The 16,626-nt window shown below is 63.3% G+C and carries 15 protein-coding genes and 2 tRNA genes; 8 read left to right on the top strand and 9 right to left on the bottom strand.

What is annotated here, in order from left to right; translation table 11 throughout:
• The 3 genes from sseA to IG122_RS04280 form a co-directional block, all read right to left on the bottom strand.
• Complete coding sequence (gene sseA, locus IG122_RS04290) at window positions 1–852, bottom strand: 3-mercaptopyruvate sulfurtransferase (RefSeq protein WP_193180803.1); 852 nt, start codon at window positions 850–852, stop codon at window positions 1–3.
• A 23-nt stretch (window positions 853–875) separates the two neighbouring features.
• A complete protein-coding gene (locus IG122_RS04285) occupies window positions 876–1,877 on the bottom strand; it encodes a cysteine synthase A (RefSeq protein ID WP_193180801.1) in 1,002 nt (333 codons plus the stop codon).
• Between the two features lie 105 nt (window positions 1,878–1,982).
• Complete coding sequence (locus tag IG122_RS04280; protein ID WP_193180799.1) at window positions 1,983–2,552, bottom strand: GNAT family N-acetyltransferase; 570 nt, start codon at window positions 2,550–2,552, stop codon at window positions 1,983–1,985.
• 218 nt (window positions 2,553–2,770) lie between these two features.
• Here IG122_RS04280 and IG122_RS04275 point away from each other — a divergent pair, with 218 nt between their 5' ends.
• Window positions 2,771–3,289 (top strand): SixA phosphatase family protein, encoded by a 519-nt coding sequence (locus IG122_RS04275; RefSeq protein ID WP_193180797.1) that lies wholly within the window; start codon window positions 2,771–2,773, stop codon window positions 3,287–3,289.
• Entirely contained in the window at window positions 3,286–4,863 is a 1,578-nt protein-coding gene (locus IG122_RS04270) for a CYTH and CHAD domain-containing protein (RefSeq protein WP_193180796.1), read from the top strand. Before IG122_RS04275 ends, IG122_RS04270 begins: the two co-directional genes overlap by 4 nt.
• Here the strand turns inward: IG122_RS04270 and IG122_RS04265 are convergent.
• From IG122_RS04265 to IG122_RS04250, 4 genes are all read right to left on the bottom strand, one after another.
• A complete protein-coding gene (locus tag IG122_RS04265) occupies window positions 4,860–5,948 on the bottom strand; it encodes a CaiB/BaiF CoA transferase family protein (protein ID WP_193180795.1) in 1,089 nt (362 codons plus the stop codon). The genes IG122_RS04270 and IG122_RS04265 overlap by 4 nt on opposite strands.
• Window positions 5,949–6,065: 117 nt before the next feature.
• Window positions 6,066–6,140: transfer RNA gene (locus IG122_RS04260), tRNA-Asn, on the bottom strand.
• A 175-nt stretch (window positions 6,141–6,315) separates the two neighbouring features.
• A tRNA-Cys gene (locus tag IG122_RS04255) sits at window positions 6,316–6,389 on the bottom strand.
• A 62-nt stretch (window positions 6,390–6,451) separates the two neighbouring features.
• Window positions 6,452–7,528, bottom strand: a complete 1,077-nt coding sequence (locus tag IG122_RS04250; RefSeq protein ID WP_193180794.1) for a tartrate dehydrogenase — start codon at window positions 7,526–7,528, stop codon at window positions 6,452–6,454.
• 134 nt (window positions 7,529–7,662) lie between these two features.
• Between IG122_RS04250 and IG122_RS04245 the strand changes: the two genes are divergently transcribed.
• From IG122_RS04245 to IG122_RS04230, 4 genes are all read left to right on the top strand, one after another.
• Window positions 7,663–8,322 carry a protein-L-isoaspartate O-methyltransferase family protein gene (locus IG122_RS04245; RefSeq protein ID WP_193180792.1) on the top strand — a complete coding sequence of 220 codons (660 nt, stop codon included), beginning with the start codon at window positions 7,663–7,665 and terminating at the stop codon, window positions 8,320–8,322.
• Between the two features lie 59 nt (window positions 8,323–8,381).
• Window positions 8,382–9,761 carry a TolC family outer membrane protein gene (locus tag IG122_RS04240; protein ID WP_193180790.1) on the top strand — a complete coding sequence of 460 codons (1,380 nt, stop codon included), beginning with the start codon at window positions 8,382–8,384 and terminating at the stop codon, window positions 9,759–9,761.
• Window positions 9,762–9,855: 94 nt separating this feature from the next.
• Window positions 9,856–10,500 (top strand): DUF2497 domain-containing protein, encoded by a 645-nt coding sequence (locus IG122_RS04235; RefSeq protein WP_193180788.1) that lies wholly within the window; start codon window positions 9,856–9,858, stop codon window positions 10,498–10,500.
• Between the two features lie 133 nt (window positions 10,501–10,633).
• Window positions 10,634–13,276 (top strand): valine--tRNA ligase, encoded by a 2,643-nt coding sequence (locus IG122_RS04230; RefSeq protein WP_193180786.1) that lies wholly within the window; start codon window positions 10,634–10,636, stop codon window positions 13,274–13,276.
• A gap of 18 nt (window positions 13,277–13,294) precedes the next feature.
• Here the strand turns inward: IG122_RS04230 and IG122_RS04225 are convergent, their stop codons facing one another.
• Window positions 13,295–13,735 carry a thermonuclease family protein gene (locus IG122_RS04225; protein WP_193180777.1) on the bottom strand — a complete coding sequence of 147 codons (441 nt, stop codon included), beginning with the start codon at window positions 13,733–13,735 and terminating at the stop codon, window positions 13,295–13,297.
• Between the two features lie 18 nt (window positions 13,736–13,753).
• Window positions 13,754–14,659 carry an HAD-IIA family hydrolase gene (locus tag IG122_RS04220; protein WP_193180775.1) on the bottom strand — a complete coding sequence of 302 codons (906 nt, stop codon included), beginning with the start codon at window positions 14,657–14,659 and terminating at the stop codon, window positions 13,754–13,756.
• Between the two features lie 141 nt (window positions 14,660–14,800).
• Here IG122_RS04220 and IG122_RS04215 point away from each other — a divergent pair, with 141 nt between their 5' ends.
• Together IG122_RS04215 and IG122_RS04210 are read left to right on the top strand one after the other, a co-directional pair.
• Window positions 14,801–14,977 carry a hypothetical protein gene (locus tag IG122_RS04215; protein ID WP_193180773.1) on the top strand — a complete coding sequence of 59 codons (177 nt, stop codon included), beginning with the start codon at window positions 14,801–14,803 and terminating at the stop codon, window positions 14,975–14,977.
• Window positions 14,978–15,015: 38 nt separating this feature from the next.
• Window positions 15,016–16,518: a M81 family metallopeptidase gene (locus IG122_RS04210; protein WP_193180771.1), complete on the top strand. Its 1,503-nt coding sequence runs from the start codon at window positions 15,016–15,018 to the stop codon at window positions 16,516–16,518.
• Window positions 16,519–16,626 lie beyond the last annotated feature (108 nt).

Raw genomic sequence — 16,626 nt, 5'->3', positions numbered from 1 at the left:
TCAGGTTTCGACCGGGGTTTCCGGATGAGCGCCCCATTCGCTCCAGGAGCCGTCATAGACCGCGACGTCTTCCTTGCCGAGCAGATAGAGCCCCAGCGACAGGATGCAGGCGGTGACCCCCGAGCCGCAGGTCGTTGAGACAGGCTGGCCAAGATCGAGGCCGAGATCTCCCTCGAACCGCGCGCGCAACTCGTCGGCTGGGAGGAACGTCTTGTCCTTGTTCAGGAGATTACCGAATGGCAGGCTCTTGCTGCCGGGAATGTGGCCGCTGCGCAGACCGGCGCGCGGTTCCGGCGCGGTTCCGGCGAAGCGGTCGGCGGCGCGCGCGTCGAGCACCATGCGTTCCTTGCTGTCGATATTGCCAAGCAGCGCCGGGACGTCGGTCACGAGTTCCGGCCTGAAATCGGCCGAGAACTTAGCCGCCGGCAGAGTCTCGACACCGGACGCGGCAGCCCGTCCTTCGGCAAGCCATTTCGGCAGGCCGCCATTCAGGACCGAGACCTGATCGTGCCCGAACAACCGGAACATCCACCAGACCCTGGCGGCGCTCATCATGCCGTAGACATCGTAGATGACGACGTGGTCGCCGCTGGAGATTCCCAGCGCTCCGACTTTTGCCGCGAAAGTGTCCGCATCCGGCACCATGTGGGGCAGGGGATCGTTCGGATCCTTCACGTCGTCGATATCGAAGCGGACCGCTCCCGGAATGTGCTTCTCGCGGTATTCCTGCTCGGCATCGCGGTCGACATTCGGCAGATGATAGCTGGCATCCAGCACCTTCACCGTCGGGTTGCCGAGATTCTCGGCCAGCCAGTCGGTCTCCACCAACGCGTGCGGGTTTGCGTATCCCATCATGTTCTCCCTCGGAGGCGTTCTTATTCGAGCCAGCTCGGCGTCGGCAGGCCTTTTTCCCTGAGAAAGGCCGGATTGAAGATCTTCGTCTGGTAGCGGTGTCCCCAGTCGCAGAGCACGGTGACGATGGTGTGGCCCGGGCCCATCTGCTTCGCGAGCTTCACGGCACCGGCGACATTGATTCCGGTCGAGCCACCCATGCAGAGGCCTTCCTCCATCAGCAGCTTGAAGATGACGTCGAGCGCTTCCTCGTCCGTCACCTGGAATGGCGCGTCGACGGTGATGCCCTCGAGATTGGCGGTGATCCGGCCTTGGCCGATGCCCTCGGTGATCGAGCCGCCTTCGGATTTCAGCTCGCCGTTGGCGTAGTAATTGTAGATGGCCGACCCCATCGGATCGGCAAGGCCGATCCGGATGTTCGGATTACGCTCTTTCAGCGCCATGCTGACGCCGCCGATCGTGCCGCCGCTGCCGACGGAGCAGATGAAGCCGTCGACCTTGCCGTCGGTCTGCTCCCAGATCTCCGGACCCGTGGTCTCGTAGTGGCCCTTGCGGTTGGCGACATTGTCGAACTGGTTGGCCCAGATCGCGCCGTTCGGCTCGCTTGCGGCGATTTCCTCGGCGAGACGGCCGGAATAGCGCACGTAGTTGTTCGGATCCTTGTAAGGCACGGCGGGAACCAGGCGGAGGTCGGCGCCGACGAGGCGCAGCATGTCCTTCTTTTCCTGGCTCTGGGTCTCCGGCATGACGATGACCGAGCGGTAGCCGAGCGCGTTGCCGACCAGCGCGAGCCCGATGCCGGTATTGCCGGCGGTGCCCTCGACGATCACGCCGCCCGGACGCAGCGCCCCGCGCTCCTCCGCATCGCGGATGATCGCGAGCGCGGCACGGTCCTTCACCGATCCGCCCGGGTTCAGGAACTCGGCCTTGCCGAGAATGGTGCAGCCGGTTTCCTCCGACGCGCGCTTCAGTTTGATCAGCGGTGTGTTGCCGATCGTGCCGACGAAGCCATCGCGAATCTGCATTCTTTTTCTCCGCTCTCGCGTACGGGGTGTTTGCCGGTCGAACTTAGTGATCCGGTCTTTTGGTTACCAGCCCGATCGCACCCGAAGGCTCGGATCACGCGGATTTCACCGTTTCTGATCCTGCATAGATCGGCGGAGCGACGGCCCTGCAAGCCGGTAGAGAATCTTGTCGCTCTTCAGCAATGGGCCGATCTTTTCGTAGAAGGCGACGGCCTTCTCGTTCCAGGGGTCGGCCGTCCAGTCGATCTGGGCGACGTCTCCTTCGTCGGCAAGGCGCAACAGTTCGCCCATCAAAGCACCGCCAACCCCGCCTGCACGCGCGCGGCGGGTGACGAAGAGATCCTGGATGAAAAAGCTGCGCTGGCAATTGGCGAGCGCGAAGACCTCTATATAGGCGAGAAAACCGCTGAGGCCGGAGGAAGATTCCGCAACGAGGATCTTCAGATTGCTCTCCCGGTCGAACAATTCGGCGGTCATGACATGCGCCATGTAGGAGCGCTGGTTGCGGGCCGGCAGACCATAGAAGGCGAGCAGTTCCTGTGCGAGCAGGGCAAGGGCGTCCACGTCTTCCGACCGGGCCGCGCGTACGGTGCCCGGGGCCGGGATCGTCGCGCGAGTCTCACCCTGTTCCGGATCGGGGAGCGCGGAGGCTTGGCGGAAGGAATCGGCGCTCATACCTGATCCTGAAATACGAAAGGCGACACTGGAATGCGGTGACAGACTCGACCTTGGCCGTAGTGCCCTGCGCTGTCAATTTAACGCAGCCAAAAAGCAGGGAAATAAGCGCGAATTGTCCGGCGTGGAAATTTTCTTCGAGATTTGACAGGGTGCTTCCCACGCCAATGTTATGGTGATTCTTCGATTGTTTCGCTTTTGGTCCAGGGGCCCGCAGTGTGACCAGATCCCTTATATTGCTCCGGCATGCGAAGTCGAGCTGGGACCAGCCGGACCTCAATGATTTCGATCGTCCGCTGAGCAAGCGCGGTGAGCGCGCCGCGCTGGTTGTCGGCAAGTTCCTCGAACAGGAGAGGGTCCGTCCCGACCTTGTCCTCTGTTCAGAGGCACGCCGGACGATGCAGACCTGGGAGGTCATCCGTCCCTTTCTGCCGCGCCGGACGGCGCTGGAGACAACGGCTTCCATTTATGAGGCCGGACTGGATCAGTTGTTCAAAGCGCTCACAGATTTCGGCGGAGCGGCGAAAACGCTGCTGATGATCGGCCACAATCCCGGTTTCGAACGTCTCGCCCTTGCCCTCTGCCAGGGGCAAGGCGGCGAGGACCAGCTCCGGCTGCAGGATAAATTCCCGACATGCGCCCTGGCATTTATCGACCTCGATATCGAAGAATGGTCCGCGTGCGCTCCGGGCGCCGGAACTCTGACGTGCTTCGTCACGCCGAAGGATCTCGTATGAGCAGGAAACCCGATGCGCCGCCGATGGAAGCGGAACTTCGGCTGGCGGTACCGGAGAAATGGCAGTCGAAACTGAAGCGGCTGCCCCTTCTCGTCGGCGCCGGGACGGAGCGGGCCAGGACCACACCGCTCAAGGCGACTTATTTCGATACGCCTGACGGGGCGCTTGCCGCGGCGGAAATGAACCTCCGGATACGCGAGATCGGACAGCGCCGCGTGCAGACGCTGAAGGTCGGGAGCGGCTGGCAGGCCGGTTTGACGGAACGGATCGAGATCGAGGGGTGGGTGCGGGACGCCGAGCCCGTGCTGGAGCTCATCCATCTGCCCGAAATCCGCGAATTCCTGACGCGCGACGGGATATGGGACCGGCTGCAGCCGCGCTTCGTTACCGAATTCAGGCGCACGAGCCGGGAGGTCCGCTTCGAGGGAGGGTTCGGGAGCGCGCTCGTGTCCGTCGACCTCGATCACGGCGCGATCCGGTCGGGAAGCCGGTCAATGCCGATTTCCGAGCTTGAACTGGAGCTCAAGGACGGCGATTCCGCCGCGCTTTTCGAACTCGCGCTCGCGATCCATCGGGAAGTTCCGCTGAGGCTGGAATATCGCGGCAAGGCGCTCCGGGCGGAACAGCTTTCCGCGCCGCCGGAGCCTTCGCCGGTCAAGGGGGAAAGACCGGTGCTGGCCGGCGGCAGCCGGATCAACGAATCGGCCGTCGAGATCCTGAAGGCCTCCCAGGCGCAGGTTGCCGCGAACGAGGCGGCGATCTTGGAGACAAACGATCCCGAAGGTCCGCACCAGATGCGCGTCGCCTTGCGCCGGATGCGGGCCTCTCTCGGCATGTTTCGCGCCTTCGGCGACCCCGGGCTGACCGAGCATGTCCGTGCCGAGGCGAAATGGCTGGCAAGTGCACTCGGCGAGGCGCGGGAGTGGGACGTCTATATCGAGGACCTGCACATGCCGGTCGAAAAGGCGCTTGGCGCGGGCATTCCCGCATTGAAAGAACTGCGCGGGCTCGCCGAGGCACGGCAGGAGATGGGATATCGCGATGCGCGGGCGGCCGTGGCGTCGCCGCGGTTCACCACCCTGCAACTCAATCTCGGGCTGCTGATCGAGACGTTGTCCGCGTCCGGCGGACGTTTCGACCATCTGGCACGGAGCGAGGAATTCGCGGCGTCGCGGCTCGAAAAGCGGTTTCGCAAGGTCCGGAAGATGGGCCGTCATGCGTTGCAGGGACCGAGCGAGGCGATGCACGAGTTGCGTCTCGAAATGAAGAAAATGCGCTATGCCGCCGAGTTCTTCAATTCCCTGTTCGAGGCGAAGAAAGCGAAGGCTTTCACGAAGGCGGCGGCCCGCCTGCAGAACCTGCTCGGCTACGCGAACGATTTTGCGGTTTCGGCCGAACAGCTCTCGGCCTTGCTGGACTCCGGCGGGGAAAGCGCCGGTCAGGACCTCGCGAAGGCGGCGGGCGTGGTCATCGGCTGGCATGGCGCGGAGATGGTACAGGCCAATCGCGAGATCGAGCATGCCTGGACCCGTTTTCTCGACGCCGGACGTTTCTGGCCACGGCCGGAGGCTTAGCTCCCGGAGAGTTCGGCAAGGATCTCGTCTCTGTGCGCGTCGCGTTCGGGGGCGGCACGCGGCCTCGGGGGCGGATTCCCGTCGAAACGTGGGGCCGCTGCCGCCTGCAGGCGGCCATCCTCTTCGGACCATATACCGCGCGCCGCCATATGCGGATCCCCGGCGGCGGACTCAGGGTCGAGGACAGGTGCGACGCAGGCGTCGCTGCCCTCGAACAGCGCGAGCCAGTGTGTTCGCGGTTTTGCCAGAAACAGGGTCTCGAGGCGCTTGCCCAGATCCGGCCAAAGGCCCTGCTCGAACTGGCGCGCGAAGTCCGGATCGTCCCCGAGCCCGAGTTTATCGACGAATAGCCGGTAGAATTTCGGCTCCAGGCATTGCACGGAGAGATAGCTGCCGTCGGCACAGCGATAGCAGCGGCTCCAGTGTGGGCCGTCGAGCAGGCTTTGTCCGCGCTCTGTGCGGAATCCTCCCGAGGCGCGGAGCGACATCAGAAGGTTCATCATGTGCGCCGAGCCGTCCACGATCGCGGCATCGACCACCGTGCCGCGTCCGGTTACGCGCGCCTTCAGCAGGCCGCTCAGCATGCCGACGGCCAGGTAGAGCGCGCCGCCGCCGATATCTCCGACCAGCGTCGGCGGCGGGAAGGGCGGTACGCCGGCGGGCGAGCCGTACCAGAGCGCGCCGGACAGACCGATATAGTTTAGGTCATGCCCGGCCTCCTGCACGCGGGGGCCGCTCTGTCCCCAACCGGTCATGCGACCATAAACGAGCTTCGGCTGGATCTCGAGGCAGGGTTCGGGCCCGAGCCCGAGCCGCTCCATCACACCGGGGCGAAAGCCTTCGATCAACCCGTCGGCTGTGCGGAGCAGTTTCCTCAGGAGAGCGACGTCCTCGGGATCCTTCAGGTCGAGCGCGATCGAGCGCTTGCCGCGGTCGAGAAGATTGCGTTCGCCTTTTCCCGGCACGTCCGAGGCCGTCTTTCGGTGCACGGTGATGACATCGGCGCCGAGATCCGCCAGCAGCATGGCGGTGAAGGGGGCGGGGCCGAGCGCCTCGATCTCGACGATGCGGATATCCGATAGCATGGGAGCGATCCTGTATTGCCTTGCTTCGGAGATCGTTGCCGGAAAGCGCTCCCGCGGCAATGCGCTGATTTAGGGCAAGAAAAAACGGCCGGAGCAAAGCTCCGACCGCTCTTTGATTGGCTCCCCGGGACGGATTCGAACCGCCGGCCAAGCGGTTAACAGCCGCTTGCTCTACCGCTGAGCTACCGGGGATCAGCGGCCCGCCAGGGTGTTGCCCCGACGAGGAGCCGGTATATAGCAGTGCATTTCCGAGAGTGCAAACCCCAAACGTGACAGTTTGGCAAATTTCCCGGACATGCGGATTTCTCCACGGAAACATGGAGTTTTCCGTGTCAAAGCGCTCAAATTGTGAGGGAAAAGAGAAAGCTGGAGGCCCGGGCCGGAATCGAACCGACGTACAAGGATTTGCAGTCCTCTGCATCACCACTCTGCCACCGGGCCAGCAGGGCGGGATAGGTACCGGCACCGCCCCCGCCCGTCAATGCCTTTTCAGCGTTTCCCGGTCAGACGTTCCCGCTGGCCAGCGCGGACAGCACCGCATCAGTCACCTGCCGGGTCGTCGCGGTGCCGCCGAGGTCGCGCGGCAGCACGGATCCGTCGGCCGTCACACGCTCGATGGCCGCCATGAGGCGTGTGGCCGCTGCGGTTTCTCCGAGATGCTCAAGCAGCATGGCGCTGCTCCAGAAAGTCCCTATCGGATTCGCGACGCCTTTTCCGGTGATGTCGAAGGCCGAGCCGTGGATCGGCTCGAACATCGAGGGCATGTCTCGCTCCGGCCTCAGATTCCCGGTCGGCGCGATTCCGAGCGAACCGGTGAGGGCCGCCGCCAGGTCCGACAGCACGTCGGCATGCAGGTTGGTCGCGACCACGGTGTCGAGACTCTTCGGATCCAGCACCATGCGGGTGGTCATGGCGTCCACCAGCATCTTGTCGGTCTCGACATCGGGATAATCGCCGCGAATCCGCTCGAAAATGCTGTCCCAGAACACCATGCCGTGGCGCTGGGCATTCGACTTGGTCACCAGCGTCAGTTTCTTGCGGGGGCGGGACCGCGCCAGTTCGAAGGCGAATCGCTGGATGCGCTCGACGCCGGGGCGCGTGAAGATCGAGACATCGAGGCCGACCTCCTCGGGCAATCCGACATGCACACGGCCGCCGGCCCCGGCATATTCGCCTTCCGAGTTTTCCCGCACGATGACCCAGTCAAGATCGTCCGAAGTGACATTTGCGAGCGGTCCCTTGATGCCGGGCAGCAGGCGGGCAGGGCGCACATTGGCGTACTGGTCGAGCGTCTGGCAGATCTTCAGCCTGAGGCCCCAGAGCGTGACGTGGTCGGGGATCTTGGGATCGCCGGCGGAGCCGAACAGGATCGCGTCGAACGCGCGCAGCGTATCGACGCCGTCCTCCGGCATCATGACGCCGTGTTCGCGGTAGTAGTTGCCACCCCACGGAAAATGTTCGAATTCGAGCGCGAAGCCCGAACCTGCCTGCGCGGACGCTTTGAGAACCTCAACCCCGGCATCGACCACCTCTGGTCCGATACCGTCTCCGGGAACTGCCGCAATCTTGTAGGTCTTCATCGTTTCTTACGCGGCCTCTGGAGCCGCCCCTCCCGTTCGTGCCATCTCGATTGTGTTCGAAAAACTGGCAAAGTATAACTGCCCTAAGGCTGATGAACGGCCTGCCATTTCACATGCTGGAGCACTGCCGCGCGATGTCGGACTTCGCAACTGCACGCCACAATATGGTCGAGAGCCAGATCCGCACGAACAAGGTAACGGATACGGCGATCATCGAAGCGTTCGAATTCGTCCCGCGGGAACTTTTCGTGCCGAAGCCCCTGATGGGCGTCGCCTATGTCGACGAGGACCTTGTTCTCGGGTCCGGACGGATCCTGATGGAGGCGATGGTCTTTGCGCGGTTGCTGCAGGCGGCGCTTCCGGACGCCAGCGACAAGGTTCTGGATGTGGCCTGCGGCTGCGGATATTCGACCGCGGTGCTGTCGCGCGTCGCCGGCACCGTCTATGGCGTCGATAAGGACGCCGAGATGGTCGCCGCCGCCAACGAGCGGCTCGGCTCGCTCGATGTGGACAATGCGGCCGTCGTGGCGGGCGACCCGCTTCAGGGCTACACTAAAAAAGCGCCATACAGCCTGATCGTGATCGGCGGAGGCGTCGAACGCATTCCGGAACCGTTGATCGAGCAACTTAGCGATGGCGGACGGCTGGTCACGATCCTATATGAAGACGGCGCCCGGCAGGGAACTGCCGTTCTCGTCGAGAAATTCGGCGCGACCGTCTCCAAGCGCGTCATCTTCGACGCGTCCGTTCCGCTTCTGCCGGAATTCCGCAACGAGCCGAAATTCGTCTTCTAGCCTCCGGGCGCAGCCTGGCCGGAAATAAGGGAAGTTCTCGGATGTCTCGAAAGAGAGTTATGAAAAAGCTGTATCGCACCGCCGCGATGCTGACCGTGTCGGCATGTATCCTTGGCGTTTCCGCGCCGCGCCTTTCCGCCGAAACGCTGTCCGAGGTGCTCGCGTATACCTACCAGACCAATCCGACTCTGAACGCCGCGCGCGCAAATCTGCGGGTGGTCGACGAAGGTGTTCCGCGTGCGAAGGGCGGCTGGCGTCCGACTGTCACCTCGACGCTATCGGCCGGATACAACAACTTCGATACGGAGAACAACACCAGCTCATCCGATGGGAATACGACGCCGAAGGACGCGAACATCACGGTTACCCAGCCGGTTTATCGCGGCGGACGGACCGAGGCCGACGTCAACCAGTCAGAATACCGGGTCCAGCAGGAACGGGCGAACATGTTCGGAACCGAGCAGCAGACCCTGCTCGACGCCCTGACTGTCTACATGAACGTGATCCGCGACCAGTCGGTTCTGGAGCTGCAGCAGAAAAACCTTGAACGCCTGCAGACGCAGCTGCGTGCGACACGCGATCGCTTCGAAGTCGGCGAGGTGACGCGTACGGACGTGGCGCAGTCCGAAGCGCGCGTCGCGCGTGCAGAATCGGATCTGATTCAGGCCGAAGGCAATCTTATCAGTTCGCGGGTGTCTTTTGAGCGGGTTGTCGGATTCGTGCCAAAGGATCTGCAGACCCCCGATATTGCAATCGATCTGCCGCAAAACCGCGAGAGCGCCGTCGAGCAATCCGTCGTGAACAATTTCTCGCTGATCGCCGCGAAATTCGACGAGCGCCGTCTGATTGAAGTCATCGACCTTGTCTATGGCGAGCTGCTTCCCTCGGTGAACCTGATCGGCAGTGCGGATTATACCGCCGATAGCGGGGTCAACGACGACAAGACCACCGAATTCAGCGTGACGGCGCAGGTCTCAATTCCCCTGTATCAGAAGGGGCAGGTCTCGGCCCGCGTGCGTGCGGCGAAGGAAGATGCCAACCGGTCGCGCATCGTTGTTGAGTCGATTCGCCGCGATACGGTGGATCTGGCAGCCCGCGCCTACGAGGCCTGGCAGACGTCGGTAGCGGCGATCACGGCCCTGGAAGCCGGTGTGACGGCGGCGGATATCGCCCTTCAGGGCGTGCAGCAGGAAGCTACCGTCGGGGCGCGAACGGTGCTCGACGTGCTCGATGCCGAGCAGGAACTCCTCGACGCCCAGGTCAGTCTGGTGGCCGCAAACCGCAATGAAGTCGTGGCCGCATATACGCTTCTTCTGGCGATGGGTAAATTGACCGCGGCGGATCTTGAGCTCGATGTAGAGTTCTACGATTACGACAAGCACTACCGCGAGGTCGTCGATCGCTGGTGGGGGACAGAACCCGCCGGTAAGCTGCCCTGAATCCGGAGGACTACCTGTCAGAGGATTGGCTGGCCTTTCATAGACTTGTAGGATAACCTTCAAGTCTCTTGATTCCTTGTGGGTTTGAGTCCGGATGAGCGATACGGCGCAAGAACCGTCGATGGAGGAAATCCTCGCCTCGATCAGGCGAATCATTTCCGAAGACGGCGATGAGGGCGAAGAAGCCCCTCCACCCGAAGAAGCTGCTGCGCCCGAGCCGGAACCCGAACCGGAGCCGGAACCCGAGCCTGAGCCCGAACCGGAACCCGAGCCGGAGGAAGAACCCGAGCCTGAGGAAGAGGCCGAGGAAGAGCCGGAGCCTGAGGAAGAGTCCGAGGACGAGGAAGAAGACGTCCTCGACCTGACCGATATGGAAGAAGAGGAGCCGGAGCCGCTCTTCGAGGAGCAGAAATATACCGAGGAAAGGCCGGAGCCGCCACAGGCGCCGCCCCCTCCGCCCCCTCCGCCACAGGCTCACCCGAGCGAAGGACTCGTCTCGCCGCCGCAGGCCGCCGAGACGGTCGATGCTTTCAGCCGCCTGAACGAGAAGCTCAACGAGGATTATCACGAGCTTCCGATCGGTAACGGCGCCATCACGCTCGAACGCCTGACGCGCGAGCTGATGCGTCCGATGCTGAAGGAATGGCTGGATCAGCATTTGCCGATGATGGTCGAACGGCTGGTGCGCGAGGAGATCGAGCGCCTGGTTATGCAGTCCCAGCGGCGCGATCCCTGGTAAGATACCCCCGGCTCGGGCTTTCCGGGCTGGAAATCCCCGTTCCGATGGCCTAAACCTGCTCTCCTTTTGGCGGGCCGGCACGATTTCGTGCGCCCGCCTGTATCTTTGATTGGCAAGGCCAAGGGCACCGACGATGCTTGGAAAGACATTCGAAGCGGGCGCAGTCGAAACGGCGCATTACGAGAAGTGGGAAGAGGCCGGGGCTTTTGCTGCCGATCCGACCTCGAACAAGGTCCCCTATACCATCATGATGCCGCCGCCGAACGTCACCGGCAGCCTGCATATGGGCCATGCGCTCACCTTCACGATCCAGGACATCCTTATCCGCTTCAAGCGCAAGACCGGACGGGATGCGCTCTGGCAGCCGGGCACGGACCATGCCGGGATCGCGACCCAGTCCGTGGTCGAGCGGCAGCTTGCGGAGAAGCAGATCAGCCGGCGCGATCTCGGCCGCGAGGCCTTCGTCGAGAAGGTCTGGGAATGGAAGGCTGAATCCGGCGGGACCATCACCAAGCAGCTTCGTGCCCTCGGGGCGTCTCCGGATTGGCCCCGCGAGCGCTTCACCATGGATGAGGGGTGTTCCGACGCGGTCCTGAAAGTGTTCGTGGATCTCTACAAGAAGGGCCTGATCTACAAGGACAAACGCCTTGTGAACTGGGATCCAAAGCTGCATACGGCGATTTCCGATCTGGAAGTGCAGCAGGTCGAGAGCAAGGGCCATCTCTGGTATTTCCGCTATCCGCTGGAAGACAATCCGGAGCAGTTCATCACCGTCGCCACGACGCGGCCGGAAACCATGCTGGGCGACAGCGGTATTGCGGTGCATCCGGATGACGAGCGGTACAAGGATCTGGTCGGCAAATATGCGACCCTGCCGCTGGTGGGCCGCCGCATTCCCATCGTGGCCGACGAATATTCCGATCCGGAGAAAGGCTCCGGTGCGGTCAAGATGACCCCGGCCCACGATTTCAACGATTTCGAGGTCGGGCGCCGGCACGATCTTGAGATGATCAACGTCTTCGACAGCCATGCACGGATCAATGAGAACGCGCCCGAGGCCTATCGCGGTCTCGACCGGTTCGAGGCGCGCAAGAAGGTCGTCGCCGATATGGACGCGGCGGGTCTGCTCGAGAAGATCGACGAGATCCAGCACACGGTGCCACATGGGGACCGTTCCGGCGTCGAGATCGAGCCCTGGCTGACCGATCAGTGGTACTGTGACGCGGTGACCCTGGCCAAACCGGCGATCGAGGCGGTCGAGACTGGCAAGACCGAGTTCGTGCCGAAGAATTGGGAAAACACCTATTTCGAATGGATGCGCAACATCCAGCCCTGGTGCATCTCGCGCCAGCTCTGGTGGGGCCATCAGATCCCGGCCTGGTACGGTCCGGACGGCCAGGTTTTCGTCGAGGAATCGGAAGAGGCGGCGCTGGCGGCGGCCAAGGCGCATTACGGCAAGGACGCCGAGCTGACCCGTGACGAGGACGTGCTCGACACCTGGTTCTCCTCCGCGCTGTGGCCGTTCTCGACGCTTGGCTGGCCGGAACAGACCCCGGAGCTCGACCGTTATTATCCGGGCGATGTGCTCGTTACCGGGTTCGACATCATCTTCTTCTGGGTCGCCCGGATGATGATGATGGGCATCCATTTCATGGGCGAGGTGCCGTTTAAGACGGTCTACATCCATGCCCTGGTGCGCGACCAGCACGGCGCCAAGATGTCCAAGTCCAAGGGCAACGTGATGGACCCGCTGGACCTCGTGGAGAAGTTCGGCACCGACGCGCTACGCTTCACGCTCGCCGCGATGGCGGCGCAGGGTCGCGATATCAAGCTCGCCGAGAGCCGGATCGAGGGCTACCGAAACTTCGCGACCAAGCTCTGGAACGCCGCGCGCTACGCGGAAATGAACGAGTGCAAATGGGACGCCTCGTTCGATCCGAAATCCGCCAGGCAGACGGCAAACCGCTGGATCATCTCCGAACTGGCGGCAACCGAGGCGAAGGTCTCGAAAGCGATCGACGAGTACCGCTTCAACGAGGCGGCGGGCGCGCTCTACCAATTCATCTGGGGCACGTTCTGCGACTGGTACGTGGAATTCACCAAGCCGATTCTCTCCGGTGCGGATGCGGACGCGGCGGCGGAAACCCGTACCGTCACGGCCTGGACGCTCATGCAGGCGGTCAACCTGCTGAACCCGCTGATGCCCTACATCACCGAGGAACTCTGGGGCGCCTTCGGCGGCGAGGATCTGCTGATCACTACCGCCTGGCCGCAAGGCCTCTCCGAGGCGGCCGACCCGTCGGCGGTGGCCGAGATGGACTGGGTCGTGCGGCTGATTTCCGAAATCCGATCGATCCGCGCGGAAATGAACGTTCCGGCCGGTGCCAAGATCGATCTTCTGCTGAAGGACATGTCTGCGGAGACCGAGGCGCGGCTCGCGCGCCATCGCGAGGTCATCCTGCGTCTCGCGCGCCTCGAAAGCGCCGAGGCGACCGGCCAGATCCCGGCCGGTGCCGTTCAGGGCGTGATCGACGAGGCGGTCATCGTGTTGCCGATCGCCGACGTCGTCGATCTCTCACAGGAGCGGGTGCGTCTGGAGAAGGATCTCGGCAAGCTCGACAGCGAGATCATGAAACTGGACAAGAAGCTGTCGAACGAGAGCTTCGTCGCCCGTGCGCCGGAAGAAGTGGTCGAGGAAAACCGCGAGCGGCTGGCCGAGGAAAGGGCGCGCAGGGACAAGCTGGCGGCCGCTCTGGAGCGGATTGCCGCGCTCTAGCCGGAGACGCTCTCCGTCTTACTCATATTTCCAAAGCCCGCGTTTTTCGGCGCGGGCTTTTTCCTGGGCTGGGCGATAGGCTTCGCCTGCCTCGTCCGCGACGGCCCATCCGGCACGTACCATCTGGTTCGATAGGTCCTTGCCGCCTACGATGCAGCGGGCATTGAACGTCTCGATCGCCTCGCAGCGCGCCTGCTTGCCGTCCGCCAGATCCGCCAGATGGGTCCGCGCCGCCGCACCGCAAAGCCAGGGCAGCGATCCGAACAGGCATTTTTGCCGGGGGCCGGGCGCGACGATGCCGAAAAGGCGAATGACGCTCTTGTCGATCTGAAGAGTCCCCGCGTCGATCACATGCGCCGTACCCTCAATGACGAGGGGCTTCTTGTCGGCTGCATTCGTGACCGCCGGCAAAAGAACTAGGGACAGCGTTGCGAATGCTGTGAGTGCGTTGGCGCGCATGAGGGCCCTCCGCGTCTCTCAAATCGATGATGCGATGAAATCAGGCCAGATTCCGCTCTCGTCCGCAAGGGCGAGGGGATCCTGTCCCCGCGTGAAGCCGGTCTCGACGAGCAGGGTCTTCATGCCGAGATGGCGTCCGCCGAGTACGTCCGTATGCAACGTATCCCCGACGCAGAGCACGCGCTCCGGAGGAACGTGCGGGAGATCCCGCAGCGCGCGGCGATAGACTTCCGGGAAAGGCTTGCCGAGAAACAGCGGTTCGATGCCGGCCTCGTCCGCGAGCCAATGTGCGAGATAGCCCGGCTCAAGGCTCATCGCATCGGTATAGGGCGCTGTCAGGTCCGGGTTGCACACGATTACCGGGCGCGGATATCGCCTGAAGCTCTCCAGGACCCGCCTGAAGTCGTCGCGTCCGAAAGACAGGCAGTCCATCAGCAGCAGACCGGCCGCTTCGTCGAGGTCAAAGCGATCCGTCGCCCAGTTCCGGGCCTGAAATGTACCGGACGGAACGGGCAGGGGATCGAGGCCGATCGCGGCCCAGAGACCTCCAGCCGCGTCCCGTGCGGCCTCTTCCAGGAGGCTGAGACCGGCATAAATCTCCTCCTCGGCAAAGTGATATCCGCGGCGGCGATGGCTCTCCAGCATCGCCGAAAGAGCCTTCGAGCCGTCATTGGAGATCACCCGGATCGCCGCACCGGCGTCCCGGATTGCCGCATAGGCGGGCGGGCCGGCCGGAATCACCGGCGGGCCGAGGCTGAGAACCCCGAAATTATCCAGAATGACGGCGTCGAAATCGCTGATGATCTCTGCAATTCCCGAGATCCGGCGCGGAGTGACAGGCGGCGGCGCGGGGGGAAGCCTGTGTGCCCATTTCAGATATCCGTTCCAGGCTTCCTCGAAGCTCAGCCGTTCCATATCGGGCATCTGGATCTTGTCTCCAATCGATCGGGCTTCGGAACCGGTCCGGTTCCGATGAAATGACGGTGCATCAATTGCCATGTAACATCCGGCACGGCTAGAGTGATCCGACTTTCCCCGGGCAGATGACAGAGGCTGCCGAAGCACATGACACAACACCCGAACGAGCAACGGAATAAAAGCCAGCGCCCCTGGCGCATGGCGGAGTTTCTGGGGCTTGTTTTCTTTCTACTCGTCGCGGCCGCGGTTCTGCCCATGGTCCGAGACAGCTACATCCTGCAAGACGTCTGGGTCGCGATCTGCGGCGCCATCGGACTTACCTGACTGACTTTACGCGTTTCTTTCCCTTCCGGAGTTGCCCAATGGCGCGGATTATCATCGGCGGTTTCCAGCACGAGACGAACACCTTCGCGCCGAGCAAGGCGAAGCTGGACGCCTTCACCAGTCCCGGTAGCTGGCCGGCGCTCGTTACGGGCACGCCTCTGTTCGAGGCGGTGAAAGGGATCAATATCTCGGTCGCCGGGTTTGTCGAGGAGGCGCGGCGTCTGGGGCACGAGCTGGTGCCGACGAGCTGGGCCGCGGCCTCGCCGTCAGCCCATGTGACCGACGAGGCCTTCGAACATATCGCGGGGCTGATCGTCGAAGGTATCAAGGCGGCGCTTCCGGCGGATGCGGTCTATCTCTGTCTGCATGGCGCGATGGTGACCGAAAGCTACGAGGACGGAGAGGGCGAGCTATTGCGCCGCGTTCGCGAGGTGACCGGCACGGACCTGCCGATCATGGCCAGCCTTGATCTGCATGCGAACGTCACGCCGGAGATGGTGGAGCGCGCCGACGGGCTCGACGCCTACCGGACCTATCCACATATCGACATGGCCGATACCGGCGCCAGGGTCGCTCGGACGCTGGATGCGCTGCTGAAGAGCGGCGGTGGCAGACCGGCCCGGGCCTTCGGACAGATCCCCTTCCTGATGCCTCTCGTCCGGCAATGCACCATGGCCGATCCTGCCGGACGCCTCTACGGCATGATTCCGGAGATCGAGGCCGAGCATAAGGTCTCCCTGTCCTTCGCGACCGGCTTCCCCGCGGCCGATATCTACCATTGCGGCGCCTCCGTTTTCGCCTATGGCGCAGATGAAGAAAACGTGAAACGCGCCGTGAAACAATTGGTTGATGAGATTTGCGCAGTTGAGAGCGAATTTGCAGCCGATCTTCCGGACCCGGGCAGCGCGGTTCGCGAAGCGATGCGGATCGCGGCTTCCGCCGACCGTCCCGTGGTGATCGCGGACGTGCAGGACAATTCCGGCGGCGGCGGCGACAGCGACACCACCGGACTGCTCCGGGCGCTGCTGGACAATAAGGCCGAAGGTGCGGCGATCGGGCTTCTGGTCGATGCGTCGGCGGCCGAGGCGGCGCATGCGGCGGGTGTCGGCGCGGAGATCACGCTCGGGCTCGGCGGCAAATCCCGTGTGCCGGGCGATGCGCCGCTCGAAGGCACGTTCCGCGTGGAAGCGCTCTCGGACGGCCAGTTCACGGCGACAGGCCCGTTCTACTCCGGCTCCCATATGCGGCTCGGCCTGTCGGCGCGGCTGTCGATCGGCGGGGTGCAGGTGGTGGTCGGCTCGCGCAAGGTGCAGATGGCGGACCGGATGATGTACCGCTTCGTCGGCATAGAGCCGGAGCAGATGAAGATTCTCTGCAACAAGAGCTCGGTGCACTACCGCGCCGATTTCGCCCCGATCGCCTCGGAAATCATAGAATGCGCCGCACCGGGTCCGGTGCTCGCCGATCCGGGGGCGCTACCGTGGAAACATCTCCGCCCGGGCCTGCGCACGCGGCCGCTGGGTGTGGCTTTCGGGGGCTGAGCGCTCCGGTATCTTCTCACCGCACACCTGTCGTCATTCCCGCAAAAGCGGGAACCCAGGGATCCAGTTCACCGCTCTAGGTTCTCTGGGTCCCCACTTCCGTGGGGA

This window comes from Nisaea sediminum (genome assembly GCF_014904705.1).
Lineage (GTDB): Bacteria > Pseudomonadota > Alphaproteobacteria > Thalassobaculales > Thalassobaculaceae > Nisaea > Nisaea sediminum.
This window is presented reverse-complemented; position numbering and strand designations above follow the sequence as displayed.